The following is an 18668-nucleotide window of genomic DNA, read 5'->3' as shown; positions in this document are numbered from 1 at the left end:
GTGGAGAGCGGTATATGGAGGTAGGTCAGGTTCGCCAGCGGCGCCTGTCGGATGACATCGTTGCGCAATTGGAAACCATGATTCTTGAGGGCACGCTGAAGGCGGGTGAGCGCCTGCCTGCCGAGCGCGTGTTGTCTGAACGGTTCGGTGTTTCACGGCCTTCCCTGCGTGAGGCGATCCAGAAGCTTTCAGCCAAGGGGTTGCTGGTCAGCCGCCAGGGCGGGGGCAATTATGTGGCCGAGTCATTGGGCTCGACCTTCAGCGATCCGCTGATGCATCTCCTGGAAAGCAATCCCGAGGCGCAGCGCGATTTGCTGGAGTTTCGCCATACCCTGGAGGGTTCGTGCGCCTATTACGCCGCATTGCGCGCGACCGAGCTGGATCGCCAGCGTTTGACCGAGGCGTTCGATCAGCTGCTCGACTGCTATGGGCGCAGCGGGCGGGTAACCCGGGCCGAGGAGGGCGCGGCCGATGCGCGCTTCCACCTGGCGATTGCCGAGGCGAGTCATAACGCGGTGCTGCTGCATACCATTCGTGGCTTGTTCGATCTGCTCAAGCGCAACGTGGTGACCAATATCGGTGGCATGTATGCGCAGCGGGAAGAGACGCGCGACATGCTGATCAATCAGCACCGGGCGTTGTATCAGGCGATCATCGAGGGGCGGGCCGAAGAGGCGCGGCAATTGTCGAACCGGCACATCGATTATGTGCAGGAGGTGCTGGCGGAAGTGCAGCAGGAAACTCAGCGCGTTGCCCGGGCCCAGCGTCGGAGCGGGCTATAGGGATTCGAGGCCGCTGTTGCTCGCGGGGCGTGAGCGACAGCGGCGCGGGCGTTACTCTTCCTTGCCCTTGGTGCGCATGGCGCGCTGGACTTCCCGGTCGGCGTCACGCTCTTTCTCGGTGTTGCGCTTGTCGAAGTCCTTCTTGCCCTTGGCCAGGGCGATCTCGCACTTGACCAGGTGCGCCTTCCAGTACAGCGACGTCGCCACGCAGGTGTAGCCCTTCTGCTGGACCGAGCCGAACAGTTTCTCCAGCTCGCGCCGATTCAGCAGCAGCTTGCGCGTGCGGATCGGGTCGGCGATCACGTGGGTGCTGGCGGTTTTCAGCGGCGTGATGTGGCAGCCCATCAACCAGGCTTCGCCATCCTTCAGCAGGACATAGCTGTCGACCAGTTGGGCCTTGCCGGCGCGCAGGCTTTTCACTTCCCAGCCGGACAGGGCCAGGCCAGCCTCGAACCGATGCTCGATGAAATAATCGTGCAGAGCTTTCTTGTTCTGCGCGATGTTGCCTTGTGGGTGTTTCTTTTGTTTAGCCATAGGGCGCGCATTATAGGGAGTTGCTGGCCGGCTGGCGACAGGCTGATGCTTGAGAGCCGGGGGCTTATCCCGGAGAATGCGCGATCGCCGTCGCAGGACGGGTTGGTTGGGGTTGCTGCGCCTCGCTGGGCGACCTTTCCGTTAGCCGGGAGGGCTGTCATCTGTTTCAATGAAGAGCGGTAAATGCCACTTCTTCGCCAGTATCGCGAAGATCATGGGGAAGGGTGGATCAATTGTTACGCAGGATGGAAAAAGCCGGTTTATGAGTACGCATATCCAGCGTTCGGCCCTGTTGCCTTATCCGGCACAGGCCCTGTATGACCTGGTCAACGATGTCGCGAGCTACCCGCAGTTCCTGCCCTGGTGTTCGGCCAGCGAGGTGATGGAGGAGAGCGATACGCACATGCGCGCGAGCCTGGCGGTTGCCAAGGGTGGGATCAGCCAGCGTTTCGTGACGCGCAATGTGCTGGTTCCGGGGCAGTCGATCGAGCTGAACCTGGAAGACGGACCGTTCACTCAATTGCACGGTCATTGGGTGTTCAAGTCGCTGGGCGACAAGGCCTGCAAGATCAGCCTCGACCTGACCTTCGATTACGCCGGGCCGCTGGTGCGTGCCACGCTGGGGCCGCTGTTCAATCAGGCGGCCAATACCCTGGTGGATGCGTTCTGCCAGCGGGCCAAGCAGCTGTATGGCTGAGCCCATGATCGCGGTCGAGGTGGCCTATGCATTGGCTGATCGGCAGGCGCTCGTTCGGTTGGAGGTGCCCCGTGGCACCACCGCGCGGCAGGCTGCCGAGCAATCCGGCCTGGCGGCGGAGTTTGCAGGCCTGGACCTGGCAAACAGTCCGCTGGGCATCTTCGGCAAGTCGGTGGCGAAGCCCGAAGAGCGGGTTCTCGAGGCCGGTGAGCGTGTGGAGATTTACCGTGCGCTGATCGCTGACCCGAAAGAAGTGCGAAAGCAGCGAGCGGCCAAGGCGGCCAAAGCGAGAGCTGGCGAATAGCTGCTCGCTCAGGGATGTCGCCCAATAAAAAAGCCCGGCTTGGCCGGGCTTTTTTTGTGTGCGGAGATTACTGCGGAGAGGTTTCCAGCGGCTCCGGAGTCGGTACCGGTACGGTCTCGACGCTGTCGACTTCCTGCTGGATCTGCTCGAGCAGCGAGCCGGGGGCTGGTGCTTCTTCGGTCTGCGGCTGCTGTGGAACGGTTTGTGGCGTGCCGTCTTCGCCGAGGATGGCCTGGTCGCGGCTGACGCCTGGCATAAAGTCGCCCGACAGCCCTACCAGCTGATCGTTGCCGTTGAACACGACACTCACGCGCTCCTGCAGACGTTGCCCGCCGCCCGGCTGGATGCTGTAGAGGTAGTCCCAGCGGTTGGCGTGGAACGTGTCGGTCATCAGTGGGTTGCCCATGATAAACCTTACTTGGCTCCGGGTCATTCCGGGGCGCAACTGGTCTATCATGTCTTGCGTCACGACATTGCCCTGTTGAATGTCGATTTTATAAACCCCGGGGAATGAACAACCGGCGAGTGCGATGAGCCCCGTGAGGGTGAGGCTGGTCAGCAGGAGCTTGGTTTTTTGCATCGGTGGGCGACTTCCACTATCTTGGCTGGGCAACGTAAACCCGGATCATACCCGCAATAAAGGAAGCTGCGAAGCCGCTTCCGCGAGAAAGCAGACCATGGTTGAAAATAGCGAACTACGCAAAGCTGGCCTGAAAGTGACCCTGCCACGGGTCAAAATTCTGCAGATGCTCGACTCCGCCGAGCAGCGTCACATGAGTGCAGAAGATGTTTACAAGGCACTGATGGAGGCGGGCGAGGACGTTGGCCTGGCTACCGTTTACCGTGTTCTGACTCAGTTCGAGGCTGCCGGCCTGGTGGTGCGCCACAACTTCGATGGCGGCCACGCTGTTTTCGAGCTGGCCGACAGCGGCCACCATGACCACATGGTCTGTGTCGACTCCGGTGAGGTCATCGAGTTTTTCGATGCCGAAATCGAGAAGCGTCAGAAGGAAATCGTTCGTGAGCACGGCTTTGAGCTGGTGGATCACAACCTTGTGCTCTACGTGCGCAAGAAGAAGTAAGCAGCGACTGACTTCAATGACAAAGGCGACCTTTGGGTCGCCTTTTTTATTGGCTGGAGTGTCAGGCCTGGGCGCGACTGACCATCTGTCGGGCATGGGCGATGGATTCGTCGGTCAGGTCGACGCCACCCAGCATTCGGGCGATTTCCTCGACCCGCTGGGCGCTGTCCAGTTTGCTGACGGCCGTGCGGGTGGCGTCGCTTTCGCGAACCTTGTGCACGAACAAGTGCTGGTGCCCCTGGGCGGCGACTTGCGGCAGGTGCGTGACGGTGAGGACCTGGCCGCGCTCGCCAAGGCGACGCAGGAGTTGCCCGACGACCTCGGCGGTGGGGCCGCCAATGCCGACATCGACCTCGTCGAACACCAGGGTCGGTACGCGTGAGGTCTGGGCGGTAATGACCTGGATCGCCAGGCTGATGCGCGACAGTTCCCCGCCGGACGCCACCTTGGCCAGAGCCTTGAGCGGTTGGCCCGGGTTGGCGCTGACCTTGAACTCCAGGTGCTCCAGCCCGTTGGCTTGCGGCTCCTTGCTGTCAGTGGGGTGCAGCTCGATGCTGAAGCGTCCTCCCGGCATGCCAAGCGCCTGCATCTCTTCCTCGACGGCCGCGGCCAGGCGTGTGGCGGCGGCATGGCGCAGGGTACTCAGCTCGGCGGCCTTGTCCTGGTAGTGGCGCTCATAGGCGGCCAGCTCTTCGGCCAGGCGTTCGCTGGCCTGATCGTCGGCGTTCAGGCTTTCGAGTTCCTCGAAAAGCTGCTGTTGCAGGGCGCCAAGCTCGCTGGGCTGGATGCGGTGCTTGCGTGCCAGCGTATAGATAGTGTCGAGGCGCTCTTCCAGCATCTGCTGGCGTTCCGGGTCCGCGTCGAAATGATCGAGGAAGCGATTGAGTTCGCCCATGGCTTCCTCGACCTGGATCTGCGCGCTGGCCAGCAGGTTGGTGGCTTCGCCCAGGGCACCGGGTTGCGACGGAAAGCTGTTCAGTCGGGTCAGGCTGCTGTTCAGGGCCGACAGGACGTTGCCGGCATCGCTCTCGCTGCACAGCTCGAGCACCGTGCGACAGGCGCTGAGCAGGCTTTCGGCGTTGGTCAGGGTCTTGTGGTCCAGCTCCAGTTGCTCCAGTTCGTTTTCACCCAGGGCCAAGTTGTCCAGCTCTTCCAGCTGGTAGCTCAGCAGTTGGTGGCGGGCGCGCTGCTCGTCGCTGGCGCTGGAAAGGCGCTCCAGTTCGTTGCGGGTCTGCTTCCAACGCTGGGCGGCGAGCTGGACCTGGCGGGCCAGTTCCTGGCTGCCGGCGTATTCGTCGAGCAAGCGGCGGTGGGTGTCGGGCTTGAGCAGCGACTGGTGCTCGTGCTGGCTGTGGATGTCGATCAGCAGCTCGCCAAGGGCCTTGAGGTCGCCCTGGGGGCATGGGGCGCCATTGATGTAGCCGCGCGAGCGACCTTCGGCGGTGATCACGCGGCGCAGGATGCACGGGCCGTCGGTATCCAGGTCACGTTCAGCCAGCCAGGCCTTGGCCTCCGGGATGTCGTGCAGGTCGAAGCTGGCCAGGATGTCCGCCTTGTCCGCCCCCGGGCGCACCACGCCGCTGTCGGCGCGATCGCCCAGGGTCAGGCCCAGGGCGTCGAGCATGATCGACTTGCCTGCGCCGGTTTCACCGCTGATCACGCTCATTCCGCCATCGAGTTCGAGGTCGAGGTGTTCAACGATGGCGTAGTTGTGTACGGACAGGTGCACCAGCATGGCGAGGCCTCCCAGGGATTGATATGGTTATTTATACAGTAGTTGTTTCTTTTCTGACAATCCACGTGAGGGCTTGAAGCGACGGAATTCGTCCCCATATAGGCGGCAGACACGTGAGTTGAGGCTTACGTCGAATTTCAAGAGGAGAGACGCATGGCTGACGAACAGACCCTGGATACGCAGATTCCCGATGAGCAGGCCGGGGATGACTTGACTGCTCGCGTGCAAACGCTGGAAGAGCAGCTGGCGGCTGCGCAGGATCAATCGCTGCGCATGGCGGCCGATCTGCAGAACGTACGCCGCCGCGCCGAGCAGGACGTGGAAAAGGCGCACAAGTTCGCTCTTGAGAAGTTCGCCAACGACCTGTTGCCGGTGGTGGACAGCCTGGAGCGAGGCCTCGAGCTGTCGAGCCCGGACGATGAGGCGATCAAGGCCGTGCGTGATGGCATGGAGCTGACCCTCAAGCTGTTCCAGGACACGCTCAAACGCTACCAGCTGGAAGCGATCGACCCGCACGGTGCACCGTTCAACCCTGAGCATCACCAGGCGATGGCGATTCAGGAGAGCACCCATGTCGAGCCGAACAGCGTGCTCAAGGTGTTCCAGAAGGGCTACCTGCTCAATGGTCGCCTGCTACGCCCGGCCATGGTCGTGGTCAGCAAGGCGCCCAGCGAAGCGCCGCCGTCGATTGACGAGCAGGCTTGAAATTCGCCGCAGGGCCCCAATCTATTGAGTCAAGCGAATTAGTGCTACCGCACATGGCCAGATGCCGTGGCGGATATATCCAAGTTTCGGGAGAGTGAATATGGGCAAAATCATCGGTATCGACCTGGGGACCACCAACTCCTGCGTCTCCATTCTGGAAAACGGCAACGTCAAGGTCATCGAGAACGCTGAAGGCGCGCGCACCACGCCGTCGATCATCGCGTACGCCAACGATGGCGAAATCCTGGTTGGCCAGTCGGCCAAGCGTCAGGCCGTGACCAACCCGCACAACACCCTGTACGCCGTGAAGCGCCTGATCGGCCGTCGTTTCGACGAAGACGTCGTGCAGAAAGACATCCAGATGGTCCCGTACAAGATCGTCAAGGCTGACAACAATGACGCCTGGGTCGAAGTGAACGGCCAGAAAATGGCGCCGCCGCAGATCTCGGCTGAAATTCTGAAAAAGATGAAGAAGACCGCCGAAGACTACCTCGGCGAAGCCGTGACCGAAGCGGTCATCACCGTTCCGGCCTACTTCAACGACAGCCAGCGTCAGGCAACCAAGGACGCCGGCCGTATCGCCGGTCTGGACGTCAAACGCATCATCAACGAGCCGACTGCGGCTGCGCTGGCGTACGGCATGGACAAGGCCAAGGGCGATCACACCGTGATCGTTTATGACCTGGGCGGCGGTACCTTCGACGTGTCGGTGATCGAGATCGCTGAAGTCGACGGCGAGCACCAGTTCGAAGTACTGGCCACCAACGGTGACACCTTCCTCGGTGGTGAAGACTTCGACATCCGCCTGATCGACTACCTCGTCGACGAGTTCAAGAAAGAAAGCGGCATGAACCTCAAGGGCGACCCGCTGGCCATGCAGCGCCTGAAGGAAGCTGCCGAGAAGGCCAAGATCGAGCTGTCCTCAAGTCAGCAGACCGACGTGAACCTGCCGTACATCACCGCAGACGCCACCGGTCCGAAGCACCTGAACGTGAAGATTTCCCGCGCCAAGCTGGAATCGCTGGTCGAAGACCTGGTTCAGCGCACCATCGAGCCGTGCCGCATCGCGTTGAAAGACGCCGGTGTCGACGTGGGCTCGATCAACGACGTGATCCTGGTCGGCGGTCAGACTCGCATGCCGCTGGTGCAGAAGCTGGTGACCGAGTTCTTCGGCCGCGAAGCGCGCAAGGACGTCAACCCGGACGAAGCCGTTGCCATGGGCGCCGCCATTCAGGGCGCGGTTCTGGCTGGTGATGTCAAGGACGTCCTGCTGCTCGACGTCTCCCCGCTGACCCTGGGTATCGAAACCATGGGCGGCGTGATGACTGCGCTGATCGAGAAGAACACCACCATCCCGACCAAGAAGTCGCAGGTGTTCTCCACCGCGGACGACAACCAGAACGCCGTGACCATCCACGTGCTGCAGGGTGAGCGCAAGCAGGCCACGCAGAACAAGTCCCTGGGCAAGTTCGACCTGGCCGAGATTCCGCCGGCGCCGCGTGGCGTGCCGCAGATCGAAGTGACCTTCGACATCGACGCCAACGGTATTCTGCACGTGTCCGCCAAGGACAAGGCCACCGGCAAGACTCAGTCCATCGTGATCAAGGCCAACTCCGGCCTGTCCGAGGAAGAGATCCAGCAGATGGTCCGCGACGCCGAGGCCAATGCCGAGGAAGACCGCAAGTTCGAAGAGCTGGCGACTGCGCGCAACCAGGGTGACCAACTGGTGCATGCAACCCGCAAGATGCTCACCGAGGCGGGCGACAAGGCGACTGCGGACGAAAAAGCGGCCATCGAAAAGGCGCTGGGCGAGCTGGAAGTGGCCGTCAAGGGTGATGACAAGGCGGCTATCGAAGCCAAGATGAATGCCCTGTCCGAGGCCACCACGCCGCTGGCGCAGAAGATGTACGCCGAACAGCCGCAGCCGGGCGCAGCCGCGCCGGGTGCTGACGATGCCAAAGGCGGTGCCGCCGATGACGTGGTCGATGCCGAGTTCGAAGAAGTGAAGGACAACAAGTAAGCACAAGCTTGCTGCCGCTCCAGCCGATCGTGGCGCGAGCTGCGATCGGATGATCCGCCACGCGGGAGCTTGCTCCCGCGTTGGCGTGTCTGGGGCAGACGATTTAAGGGTGTTGAAGACTTATGGCTAAACGTGACTATTACGAGGTGCTGGGCGTTGAGCGCGGCGCCAGCGAGGCCGAGCTGAAAAAGGCTTACCGGCGCCTGGCGATGAAGCATCACCCGGACCGTAACCCTGACGACAAAGCGTCGGAAGAGCTGTTCAAGGAGGCCAACGAGGCCTACGAAGTGCTGTCGGATGCCAGCAAGCGTGCGGCGTACGACCAGTACGGTCACGCCGGTGTGGATCCGAGCATGGGTGGTGGCGGTGGTGCCGGCTTCGGTGGCGCGAACTTCTCCGATATCTTCGGCGACGTGTTCAGTGATTTCTTCGGGGGCGGGCGCGGTGGCCAGCGTGGCGGTGCCCAGCGTGGCAGCGACCTGCGCTACACCCTGGAGCTCGATCTGGAGGAAGCGGTTCGTGGGACCACGGTAACCATCCGTGTGCCGACCCTGGTCAACTGCAAGACCTGTGACGGTTCGGGCGCCAAGAAGGGCACCAGCCCGGTGACCTGTACCACTTGTGGCGGTATTGGCCAGGTGCGCATGCAGCAGGGCTTCTTCTCGGTCCAGCAGACCTGCCCGCGCTGCCACGGCAGCGGCAAAATGATTACCGACCCCTGTGGCTCCTGCCATGGCCATGGCCGTGTGGAAGAGCACAAAACCCTGTCGGTCAAGGTGCCGGCGGGCGTCGACACCGGCGATCGCATTCGTCTGTCGGGCGAGGGCGAGGCGGGTGCGCACGGCGGTCCGGCTGGCGACCTGTACGTGGTGGTCAATGTGCGCGAGCACGCGATCTTCCAGCGTGACGGCAAGCACCTGTATTGCGAAGTGCCGATCAGCTTCGCTGACGCGGCATTGGGTGGCGAGCTGGAAGTGCCGACCCTCGATGGTCGGGTCAAGCTGAAGATTCCGGAAGGTACCCAGACCGGCAAGCTGTTCCGCTTGCGTGGCAAAGGTGTGGCGCCGGTACGCGGCGGCGGCGCGGGCGACCTGATGTGCAAGGTGGCGGTGGAAACCCCTGTCAACCTGGGGCGTCGCCAGCGCGAGTTGCTGGAGGAGTTCCGCCAATCGCTGGCGGGCGACAGTTCGCATTCGCCCAAGGCCAATGGCTGGTTCGAAGGCGTGAAGCGCTTCTTCGGCGATCTGTAAGTCAAAGGTGGCGGGTGGGTGGTCTTCGGGTCGCCAGCCTGCCAGCCGTATGTGGAGCTGAGTTATGCAACGTATTGCAGTGATGGGCGCCGCGGGGCGCATGGGCAAGACGCTGATCGAGGCGGTGCACCAGGCGGATGGCGCGAGCCTGAGCGCGGCGGTCGACCGTCCCGACAGCAGCCTGGTCGGCGCGGACGCCGGTGAGCTGGCGGCGCTCGGCAAGATCGGCGTGAGCCTGTCGGGTGACCTGGCGTCGGTGCTCGATCAGTTCGATGTGCTGATCGACTTCACCCACCCGTCGGTGACCCTGAAGAACCTGGAAGTCTGCCGCCAGGCCGGCAAGGCCATGGTGATCGGCACGACAGGCTTCTCGCCGGAAGAAAAGCAACTGCTGGTCGAGGCGGGCAAGCAGATTCCGATCGTCTTCGCCGCGAACTTCAGCGTTGGGGTCAATCTCTGCCTGAAACTGCTCGACACCGCTGCGCGGGTGCTGGGCGATGATGTCGACATCGAGATCGTCGAGGCTCACCACCGGCACAAGGTCGATGCGCCGTCCGGCACCGCCCTGCGAATGGGGGAAGTGGTGGCGAATGCGCTGGGGCGTGATCTGCAGAAAGTGGCCGTCTATGGCCGTGAAGGCCAGACCGGTGCCCGTGAGCGCGAGACCATCGGCTTCGCCACCGTGCGTGCCGGGGACGTGGTGGGTGATCACACCGTGTTGTTCGCCGCTGACGGTGAGCGCGTGGAAATCACCCACAAGGCCTCCAGTCGCATGACCTTCGCCAAGGGCGCTGTTCGGGCTGCGCTGTGGTTGCAGGCGGGCAAGCCGGGCTTGTTCGATATGCAGGACGTGCTGGGGCTCAACTAAGCGGTTTGTCCGAAAGGCAGCGCTTGCTCCGGCTGGAATCGAACTTGCGGGTGGACCCAAAAAGCACTTTCCTGTAAGCTTCCCGCTTTAGTGTGTCCACTAAAAGTTACGCAGAATGAATCAGATAAAAAAGCGGGGTGACGGTCGATACGTCATCCCGCTTTTTTACAATCTGCGTTTGCTTCAAGCTTTGATCCCCGGAGGTTTTCTTGAGTAAGCCAGCCCTTAAACCTGCCATTCTGGCCCTTGCTGATGGCAGCATTTTTCGCGGCGAGGCCATCGGTGCCGATGGCCAGACTATTGGAGAGGTGGTTTTCAACACCGCCATGACCGGCTATCAGGAAATCCTTACCGATCCTTCCTATGCCCAGCAGATCGTCACCCTGACCTACCCCCACATCGGCAACACCGGCACCACGCCGGAAGACGCCGAATCCAATCGCGTCTGGGCCGCCGGCCTGATCATCCGCGACCTTCCGCTGCTGGCTAGCAACTGGCGCAACAAGCAGTCGCTGCCCGAGTACCTGAAGGAAAACGGCACCGTGGCGATCGCCGGTATCGATACCCGTCGCCTGACCCGCATCCTGCGCGAGAAGGGGTCGCAGAACGGCTGCATTCTGGTGGGCGACGACGCCACCGAAGAGAAGGCGCTGGAGCTGGCCCGTGGCTTCCCGGGCCTCAAGGGCATGGACCTGGCCAAGGTGGTCAGCTGCACCGAGCGCTACGAGTGGCGCGAAAGCACCTGGAACCTGAAGGACGACAGCCACCCGGAAATCCCGGCGAGCGAGCTGCCGTATCACGTGGTGGCCTTCGACTATGGCGTCAAGCTGAACATCCTGCGCATGCTGGTAGAGCGCGGCTGCCGCCTGACCGTGGTGCCGGCCCAGACGCCAGCCAGCGACGTGCTGGCCCTGAATCCGGACGGCGTGTTCCTGTCCAACGGCCCTGGCGACCCCGAGCCGTGCGACTACGCCATCCAGGCGATCAAAGAGGTGCTGGAAACCGACATTCCGGTGTTCGGCATCTGCCTGGGTCACCAACTGCTGGCCCTGGCCTCCGGCGCCAAGACCCTGAAGATGGGGCATGGCCACCACGGCGCCAACCACCCGGTGCAGGACTTGGACTCCGGCGTGGTGATGATCACCAGCCAGAACCACGGTTTCGCCGTGGACGAGACCAGCCTGCCGGGCAATCTGCGCGCCATTCACAAGTCGCTGTTCGACGGCACCCTGCAGGGCATCGAGCGCACCGACAAAGAGGCATTCAGCTTCCAGGGTCATCCTGAAGCGAGCCCCGGTCCGCACGACGTCGCGCCGCTGTTCGACCGTTTTATCGAAGCCATGGCCAAGCGCCGTTAAGCCCGCCGACTGACCCAAGGATTCGAGAGTAAGCTCATGCCAAAACGTACAGACATCAAAAGCATCCTGATCCTCGGCGCTGGCCCGATCGTCATCGGCCAGGCCTGCGAGTTCGACTATTCCGGCGCTCAGGCCTGCAAGGCCCTGAAGGAAGAAGGCTTCCGCGTCATCCTGGTGAACTCCAACCCGGCCACCATCATGACCGACCCGGCCATGGCCGACGCCACCTACATCGAGCCGATCAAGTGGTCCACCGTGGCCAAGATCATCGAGAAGGAACGTCCGGACGCGCTGCTGCCGACCATGGGTGGCCAGACCGCGCTCAACTGCGCACTGGACCTGGAAAAACACGGCGTCCTGGAAAAGTTCGGCGTTGAAATGATCGGCGCCAACGCCGACACCATCGACAAGGCCGAAGACCGCTCGCGCTTCGACAAGGCGATGAAAGACATCGGCCTGGCCTGCCCGGTCTCCGGCATCGCCCACAGCATGGAAGACGCCTACGGCGTGCTCGAGAAGGTTGGCTTCCCGTGCATCATCCGTCCGTCCTTCACCATGGGCGGCACCGGTGGCGGTATCGCCTACAACCGTGAAGAATTCGAAGAAATCTGCGCGCGAGGCCTGGATCTGTCGCCGACCAGCGAGCTGCTGATCGACGAATCGCTGATCGGCTGGAAGGAATACGAGATGGAGGTGGTCCGTGACAAGAAGGACAACTGCATCATCGTCTGCTCCATCGAGAACTTCGACCCGATGGGCGTGCACACCGGTGACTCCATCACCGTCGCGCCGGCCCAGACCCTGACCGACAAGGAATACCAGATCCTGCGTAACGCCTCCCTGGCGGTGCTGCGCGAGATCGGCGTGGAAACCGGTGGCTCCAACGTGCAGTTCGGCATCTGCCCGAACACCGGCCGCATGGTGGTCATCGAGATGAACCCGCGCGTGTCGCGTTCGTCGGCACTGGCTTCCAAGGCCACCGGCTTCCCGATCGCCAAGATCGCCGCCAAGCTGGCGGTCGGCTACACCCTGGACGAGCTGTCCAACGACATCACCGGCGGCCGCACCCCGGCCTCCTTCGAGCCGGCGATCGACTACGTCGTGACCAAGGTGCCGCGCTTCGCCTTCGAGAAATTCCCCAAGGCCGACGCCCGCCTGACCACCCAGATGAAGTCCGTCGGTGAAGTCATGGCCATCGGCCGTACCTTCCAGGAGTCCATGCAGAAAGCCCTGCGCGGCCTGGAAGTCGGCGTCGCCGGCTTCGACGAGAAGCTGGACCTGAACGATCCGGAAGCCGAGAGCACCCTGCGTCGCGAGTTGACCGTGCCCAGCGCCGATCGCATCTGGTACGTGGCCGACGCGTTCCGCGCCGGCAAGACCGTGGCTGAAGTGTTCGAGCTGACCCGTATCGACGAGTGGTTCCTGGTTCAGATCGAAGACCTGATCAAGGACGAGGCGACCGTGCAGACCCTGGGTCTGTCCACCATCGACCGCGACCTGATGTTCAAGCTAAAGCGCAAGGGTTTCTCCGATGCGCGCCTGGCCAAACTGCTCGGTGTTTCCGAGAAGAGCCTGCGTGCCCATCGCCACAAGCTCAAGGTGCTGCCGGTGTACAAGCGCGTGGACACCTGCGCGGCTGAATTCGCCACCGACACCGCCTACATGTACTCGACCTACGAGGAGGAGTGCGAGGCCAACCCGAGCGGTCGCGACAAGATCATGATCCTCGGTGGCGGCCCGAACCGTATCGGCCAGGGCATCGAGTTCGACTACTGCTGCGTACACGCGGCACTGGCCATGCGTGAAGACGGTTACGAGACCATTATGGTCAACTGCAACCCGGAAACCGTTTCCACCGACTACGACACCTCCGACCGCCTGTACTTCGAACCGGTGACCCTGGAGGACGTGCTGGAAATCGTCCGTGTCGAGCAGCCGAAGGGCGTCATCGTCCAGTACGGCGGCCAGACCCCGCTGAAGATCTGCCGTGCCCTGGAAGAGGCGGGCGTGCCGATCATCGGTACCAGCCCGGAAGCCATCGATCGCGCCGAAGACCGCGAGCGCTTCCAGCAGATGGTGCAGCGCCTCGGCCTGCGCCAGCCGGCCAACGCCACCGCGCGCAGCGAAGACGAGGCCCTGGCCCTGTCGAAGAACATCGGCTACCCGATGGTGGTGCGTCCGTCCTACGTACTGGGCGGCCGGGCGATGGAAATCGTCTACCAGGAAGAAGAACTCAAGCGCTACATGCGCGAAGCGGTGAAAGTGTCCAACGACAGCCCGGTGCTGCTGGATCGCTTCCTCAACTGCGCGATCGAAGTGGACGTGGACGCGGTCAGCGACGGCGAAACCGTGGTGATTGGCGCGATCATGCAGCACATTGAACAGGCCGGCGTGCACTCCGGTGACTCCGCCTGCTCGCTGCCGCCTTATTCGCTGCCGGCACACATCCAGGACGAGATCCGCGAGCAGGTCAAGAAAATGGCCCTGGAGCTCGGCGTGGTCGGTCTGATGAACGTGCAGATGGCCGTGCAGGGCGAGGACATCTTCGTCATCGAGGTCAACCCGCGTGCCTCCCGTACCGTGCCGTTCGTCTCCAAGTGCGTGGGCGAGTCCCTGGCCAAGGTGGCGGCCCGTGTCATGGCGGGCAAGAGCCTGGCCGAAGTGGGCTACACCAAGGAAATCATCCCGCCGTTCTTCAGCGTGAAGGAAGCGGTGTTCCCGTTTGCCAAGTTCCCGGGTGTAGACCCGATCCTCGGCCCAGAGATGAAATCCACCGGTGAGGTGATGGGCGTGGGCGACAGTTTCGGCGAGGCCTTCGCCAAGGCGCAGCTGGGTGCCAGCGAAATCCTGCCGAACTCCGGTTGCGCGTTCATCAGCGTCCGCGAAGACGACAAGCCGGAAGCCGTTCAGGTCGCCCGTGACCTGGTCGCGCTGGGCTTCGAAGTCGTCGCCACGGCCGGTACCGCCAAGGTGATCGAGGCGGCCGGTCTGCCGGTTCGCCGCGTGAACAAGGTGACCGAGGGTCGCCCGCATGTCGTCGACATGATCAAGAATGACGAAGTCACCCTGATCATCAACACCACCGAGGGGCGTCAGTCGATTGCTGACTCCTACTCGATCCGTCGTAATGCCCTGCAGCACAAGATCTACTGCACCACCACCATTGCGGCGGGGCAGGCGGTCTGTGAGGCGCTCAAGTTCGGTCCAGAGAAGACCGTGCGTCGCTTGCAGGATCTCCATGCAGGAATCAACGCATGACCAAATACCCAATGACCGTCCAGGGCGCTCGCGCCCTGGAAGAAGAATTGGCTCACCTGACCAAGGTGGTGCGCCCCAAGCTCAGCCAGGACATCGGGGAAGCCCGTGAACTGGGTGACCTCAAGGAAAACGCCGAGTACCACGCCGCCCGCGAGCAGCAGGGCATGGTCGAGGCGCGCATCCGTGATATCGAAGGCCGTCTGCAGAACTCGGTGGTGATCGATGTCACCACCATCGCCCACACTGGCAAGGTGATCTTCGGCACGACGGTGGAAATCGCCAACGTCGAGACCGACGAAAGCGTCACCTACCAGATCGTTGGCGAGGACGAAGCCGATATCAAGCAAGGCAAGATTTCGGTCGGTTCGCCCATCGCCCGTGCCCTGGTGGGCAAGGAAGAGGGCGACGTGGTGGCGGTGAGAACCCCGAGCGGCATGGTCGAGTACGAGATTGTCGAAGTTCGCCACGTATAACCCGGTGCGGCTCAATATCTGGGTCGTTGGTTGGCTGCTGGCTCAGACGTTCTGGGTTGGCGGCCTCTGGCTGCTGAAATTCGTCGTGCTGCCGGCCTTGTCCCGGCTGGGGCTTGCGCCGTTGCTGGTGGACTACATCGCCACCAGCGTGGCACCGCTGCTGGTCAGCCTGGCAGCCTGCTGCGCGGCCTTCCAGGCGCTGGTGCTGGTGCGCGCGGAGCGTCGCCTGTCGAGCCTCTGGCAGGATATTCGCGGTCAGCTGTTGTTGATGGTGCTGGTGATGGCAGGCAGTTACCTGATCGCGCTCCAGGTGTGGCCGGATGCCTTGCGCTGGATGCTGTTCAACTACCTGGTGATGGCGTTCTGCGGATTGATGCTGGTGTTGCAGCCGGCGCCAGTACGGCGCGGATAGAGAGGCGACGAGCCGGTCATGCGACCGGCCCGTGCGTTTCGACTCAGGCCTGGTAGCGGCTGATGTTCGAGAGATTTTTGTTCACTTTGGGATTCTTGCGGTAGATCAGCGCCATTTTGCCGATGATCTGCACCAGTTCGGCTCGGCCGGCCTTGCACAGCTCGTCGATGGCGGCGATGCGGTCTTCGCGTTCGATGATGCGCAGCTGCACCTTGATCAGTTCGTGATCGTTCAGTGCGCGCTCCAGTTCGGCCAGTACGCCTTCGGTCAAACCGTTATCCGCCACGATCAATACCGGTTTCAGGTGGTGGCCGATAGATTTGTATTGTTTCTTCTGCTCTTGAGTGAGCGGCATAATCTGACCCCTGCGTCTGGTCTGGTAAAAACGGCGGCTAGTTTACCCGAGCGCCTCCAGGCCCGCCCAATTATTCATGCTTTGTCATTCGAGGTACCGCGTGGCCCGTTCCAAGACTAGCCAGCGTTGGCTGAAAGAACATTTCGACGACCCCTATGTGAAGATGGCGCAGAAGGATGGTTATCGCTCGCGCGCCAGCTACAAGCTGCTGGAGATCCAGGAAAAGGACCGCATCCTGCGCCCCGGCATGACCGTGGTCGACCTCGGTGCGGCGCCGGGCGGCTGGTCGCAGGTCACCAGCCGGGTGATCGGTGACAAGGGGACGTTGATCGCCTCGGACATCCTCGAGATGGACAGCATTCCCGACGTCACCTTTATCCAGGGCGACTTCACCGAGGATGCGGTGTTCGCGCGGATCCTCGAGGCAATCGGCGAAAATCCGGTAGACCTTGTGATTTCCGATATGGCCCCCAATATGAGTGGTGTGAGGGCTGCCGATCAGCCGCGTGCCATGTACCTGTGCGAGCTGGCGCTGGATCTTTCTAGTCGTGTGCTGCGCCCGGGCGGTGATTTCCTGATCAAGATCTTCCAGGGTGAAGGCTTCGATCAGTACCACAAGCAGGTGCGCGAAATGTTCGACAAGGTGCAGATGCGCAAGCCGCTGTCCTCCCGGGATCGTTCGCGCGAACAATACCTGCTGGCACGGGGTTTTCGGGGCGATTGACCGGTCGTGCAACCAAGGACTGACTTGCCAGTCCAAGCAGTATGATGCATTTGGTTATGACGGCCTGGATGGCGTCAAATAAAGGGTTACAGACGGCGTCTGCCAGGGGCAGGCGTTGTGTAGTAAGTTAGATCGGTACATAACTGGTCGTCATGCGAAGCACGCTTCGACACGGGGCCTGCTTCAGAGGGTAGCTAATTGAACGACATGGCAAAGAATCTGATCCTGTGGCTGATCATCGCCGCTGTCCTTGTGACGGTGATGAACAACTTCTCGAGCCCGAGTGAGTCGAGCAAGCTCAATTACTCGGAGTTCATCCAGCAGGTTCAAGACGGCGGCGTCAAGCGTGTGACCGTCGACGGTTACATCATCAGCGGTGTGCGCGGCGATGGTTCGTCGTTCGAAACCGTGCGTCCGGCTATCCAGGATAACGGCCTGATCAAGGACCTGATCGACAACAACGTCGAGATCGTCGGCAAGCAGCCGGAGCAGCAGAGCATCTGGACCCAGTTGCTGGTGGCCAGCTTCCCGATCCTGGTGATCATCGCGGTGTTCATGTTCTTCATGCGCCAGATGCAGGGCGGTGCTGGCGGCAAGGGCGGGCCGATGAGCTTCGGCAAGTCCAAGGCGCGCCTGCTCTCCGAAGACCAGGTCAAGACCACCTTCGCTGACGTCGCCGGTTGCGACGAGGCCAAGGAAGAAGTCAGCGAGCTGGTCGAATTCCTGCGTGACCCGGGCAAGTTCCAGCGCCTCGGTGGCCGCATCCCGCGCGGTGTGCTGATGGTCGGCTCGCCGGGTACCGGTAAGACCCTGTTGGCCAAGGCGGTTGCCGGCGAAGCCAAGGTGCCGTTCTTCACCATCTCGGGTTCCGATTTCGTGGAAATGTTCGTGGGTGTCGGTGCGAGCCGCGTCCGTGACATGTTCGACCAGGCCAAGAAGCATGCGCCCTGCATCATCTTCATCGATGAAATCGACGCCGTCGGTCGCCATCGTGGTGCCGGTATGGGCGGTGGGCATGACGAGCGTGAGCAGACCCTCAACCAGCTGCTGGTGGAGATGGACGGTTTCGAGATGAACGATGGCATCATCGTCATCGCGGCCACCAACCGTCCGGACGTGCTCGATCCTGCGCTGCTGCGCCCCGGTCGTTTCGACCGTCAGGTCGTGGTTGGCCTGCCTGATATCCGCGGTCGCGAGCAGATTCTCAAGGTTCATATGCGCAAGGTGCCGATGGGCGAAGATGTCGCGCCTGCAGTGATCGCGCGTGGTACGCCGGGCTTCTCCGGTGCCGACCTGGCCAACCTGGTGAACGAGGCGTCGCTGTTCGCTGCCCGCGCCGGCAAGCGCCTGGTCGAAATGAAAGAGTTCGAACTGGCCAAAGACAAGATCATGATGGGCGCTGAGCGCAAGACCATGGTCATGTCGGACAAGGAAAAGCTCAACACCGCGTTCCACGAGGCAGGCCATGCCATCGTCGGTCGCCTGGTGCCCGAGCACGACCCGGTCTACAAGGTGTCGATCATCCCGCGTGGTCGTGCGCTGGGTGTGACGATGTTCCTGCCGGAAGAAGACCGTTACAGCCTGAGCAAGCGTGCGCTGACCAGCCAGATCTGCTCGCTGTTCGGTGGCCGTATCGCCGAAGAGATGACCCTGGGCTTCGATGGTGTGACCACCGGTGCCTCCAACGACATCATGCGTGCCACTCAGCTGGCGCGGAACATGGTCACCAAGTGGGGCCTGTCCGAGAAGCTGGGCCCGCTGATGTATGCCGAGGAGGAAGGCGAAGTCTTCCTTGGGCGCAGCATGGGCAGCCAGCACAGCAACGTATCCGCTGACACGGCCAAGCTGATCGACCTCGAAGTGCGCAGCATCATCGACCACTGCTATGACACCGCCAAGCGCCTGCTCGTGGAAAACCGCGACAAGCTCGACGCGATGGCCGAAGCACTGATGAAGTACGAAACGATCGACTCCGATCAGATCGATGACATCATGAATGGTCGTACGCCGCGTGAGCCGCGCGACTGGAGCGGTGGTGGCAGCGATGCCGGCACGCCAGTGGCGAAGGTCGACGAGACAGATGTTCCCGAGAAGCCAATCGGTGGCCCGGC

18 protein-coding genes are annotated in these 18668 nt (G+C 62.2%); 14 read left to right on the top strand and 4 right to left on the bottom strand.

Annotation, left to right across the window (positions count from 1 at the left end; translation table 11 throughout):
• The first annotated feature begins 14 nt into the window (after window positions 1–14).
• Window positions 15–782, top strand: a complete 768-nt coding sequence (locus N5C28_RS23225) for an FCD domain-containing protein (protein ID WP_279825782.1) — start codon at window positions 15–17, stop codon at window positions 780–782.
• Between the two features lie 51 nt (window positions 783–833).
• On the opposite strand, the gene smpB is transcribed toward N5C28_RS23225, so the two are convergent.
• A complete protein-coding gene (gene smpB / locus N5C28_RS23220; protein ID WP_279825780.1) occupies window positions 834–1316 on the bottom strand; it encodes an SsrA-binding protein SmpB in 483 nt (160 codons plus the stop codon).
• A 262-nt stretch (window positions 1317–1578) separates the two neighbouring features.
• On the opposite strand from smpB, the gene N5C28_RS23215 reads away from it, so the two are divergent.
• Window positions 1579–2013 (top strand): type II toxin-antitoxin system RatA family toxin, encoded by a 435-nt coding sequence (locus tag N5C28_RS23215; protein WP_279825779.1) that lies wholly within the window; start codon window positions 1579–1581, stop codon window positions 2011–2013.
• Entirely contained in the window at window positions 2006–2317 is a 312-nt protein-coding gene (locus N5C28_RS23210; RefSeq protein ID WP_279825778.1) for an RnfH family protein, read from the top strand. The genes N5C28_RS23215 and N5C28_RS23210 overlap by 8 nt, the downstream gene beginning before the upstream one ends.
• Window positions 2318–2384: 67 nt before the next feature.
• On the opposite strand, the gene N5C28_RS23205 is transcribed toward N5C28_RS23210, so the two are convergent.
• Window positions 2385–2897 (bottom strand): outer membrane protein assembly factor BamE, encoded by a 513-nt coding sequence (locus N5C28_RS23205; protein WP_279825777.1) that lies wholly within the window; start codon window positions 2895–2897, stop codon window positions 2385–2387.
• A 97-nt stretch (window positions 2898–2994) separates the two neighbouring features.
• Here N5C28_RS23205 and fur point away from each other — a divergent pair, with 97 nt between their 5' ends.
• On the top strand, window positions 2995–3399 hold the full coding sequence (gene fur / locus N5C28_RS23200) for a ferric iron uptake transcriptional regulator (protein ID WP_279825776.1): 405 nt from the start codon (window positions 2995–2997) through the stop codon (window positions 3397–3399).
• 61 nt (window positions 3400–3460) lie between these two features.
• Here fur and recN read toward each other — a convergent pair whose 3' ends face one another.
• The gene (recN, locus tag N5C28_RS23195) at window positions 3461–5134 is read right to left on the bottom strand and encodes a DNA repair protein RecN (protein ID WP_279825775.1); all 1674 of its coding nucleotides are present in this window, start codon (window positions 5132–5134) and stop codon (window positions 3461–3463) included.
• Between the two features lie 153 nt (window positions 5135–5287).
• Between recN and grpE the strand changes: the two genes are divergently transcribed.
• The 8 genes from grpE to N5C28_RS23155 all read left to right on the top strand — a co-directional run bounded on the left by grpE (window position 5288) and on the right by N5C28_RS23155 (window position 15478).
• Window positions 5288–5839 (top strand): nucleotide exchange factor GrpE, encoded by a 552-nt coding sequence (grpE, locus tag N5C28_RS23190; RefSeq protein WP_279825774.1) that lies wholly within the window; start codon window positions 5288–5290, stop codon window positions 5837–5839.
• A 100-nt stretch (window positions 5840–5939) separates the two neighbouring features.
• Window positions 5940–7859, top strand: a complete 1920-nt coding sequence (dnaK, locus tag N5C28_RS23185; RefSeq protein WP_279825773.1) for a molecular chaperone DnaK — start codon at window positions 5940–5942, stop codon at window positions 7857–7859.
• Window positions 7860–7981: 122 nt separating this feature from the next.
• Window positions 7982–9109, top strand: coding sequence for a molecular chaperone DnaJ (gene dnaJ, locus N5C28_RS23180; protein ID WP_279825772.1), 1128 nt, complete (start codon window positions 7982–7984; stop codon window positions 9107–9109).
• A gap of 64 nt (window positions 9110–9173) precedes the next feature.
• Window positions 9174–9977: a 4-hydroxy-tetrahydrodipicolinate reductase gene (dapB, locus tag N5C28_RS23175; RefSeq protein WP_279825771.1), complete on the top strand. Its 804-nt coding sequence runs from the start codon at window positions 9174–9176 to the stop codon at window positions 9975–9977.
• Between the two features lie 209 nt (window positions 9978–10186).
• Complete coding sequence (gene carA, locus N5C28_RS23170) at window positions 10187–11335, top strand: glutamine-hydrolyzing carbamoyl-phosphate synthase small subunit (RefSeq protein ID WP_279825770.1); 1149 nt, start codon at window positions 10187–10189, stop codon at window positions 11333–11335.
• Between the two features lie 36 nt (window positions 11336–11371).
• Window positions 11372–14593: a carbamoyl-phosphate synthase large subunit gene (gene carB, locus N5C28_RS23165; protein WP_279825769.1), complete on the top strand. Its 3222-nt coding sequence runs from the start codon at window positions 11372–11374 to the stop codon at window positions 14591–14593.
• Window positions 14590–15066 (top strand): transcription elongation factor GreA, encoded by a 477-nt coding sequence (greA, locus tag N5C28_RS23160; RefSeq protein ID WP_279825768.1) that lies wholly within the window; start codon window positions 14590–14592, stop codon window positions 15064–15066. Before carB ends, greA begins: the two co-directional genes overlap by 4 nt.
• Complete coding sequence (locus tag N5C28_RS23155) at window positions 15044–15478, top strand: DUF4149 domain-containing protein (RefSeq protein ID WP_279825767.1); 435 nt, start codon at window positions 15044–15046, stop codon at window positions 15476–15478. The genes greA and N5C28_RS23155 overlap by 23 nt, the downstream gene beginning before the upstream one ends.
• Before the next feature lie 43 nt (window positions 15479–15521).
• On the opposite strand, the gene yhbY is transcribed toward N5C28_RS23155, so the two are convergent.
• Window positions 15522–15833, bottom strand: a complete 312-nt coding sequence (gene yhbY, locus N5C28_RS23150) for a ribosome assembly RNA-binding protein YhbY (RefSeq protein WP_279825766.1) — start codon at window positions 15831–15833, stop codon at window positions 15522–15524.
• Window positions 15834–15933: 100 nt separating this feature from the next.
• On the opposite strand from yhbY, the gene rlmE reads away from it, so the two are divergent.
• Together rlmE and ftsH are read left to right on the top strand one after the other, a co-directional pair.
• The gene (rlmE, locus tag N5C28_RS23145) at window positions 15934–16557 is read left to right on the top strand and encodes a 23S rRNA (uridine(2552)-2'-O)-methyltransferase RlmE (protein ID WP_279825765.1); all 624 of its coding nucleotides are present in this window, start codon (window positions 15934–15936) and stop codon (window positions 16555–16557) included.
• Between the two features lie 207 nt (window positions 16558–16764).
• The coding region (gene ftsH, locus N5C28_RS23140) for an ATP-dependent zinc metalloprotease FtsH (protein ID WP_279825764.1) at window positions 16765–18668 on the top strand (1904 nt) is incomplete at its 3' end.

This window comes from Pseudomonas sp. GD03944 (assembly GCF_029839275.1).
In the GTDB taxonomy this organism is placed as follows: Bacteria; Pseudomonadota; Gammaproteobacteria; order Pseudomonadales; family Pseudomonadaceae; genus Aquipseudomonas.
This window is presented reverse-complemented; position numbering and strand designations above follow the sequence as displayed.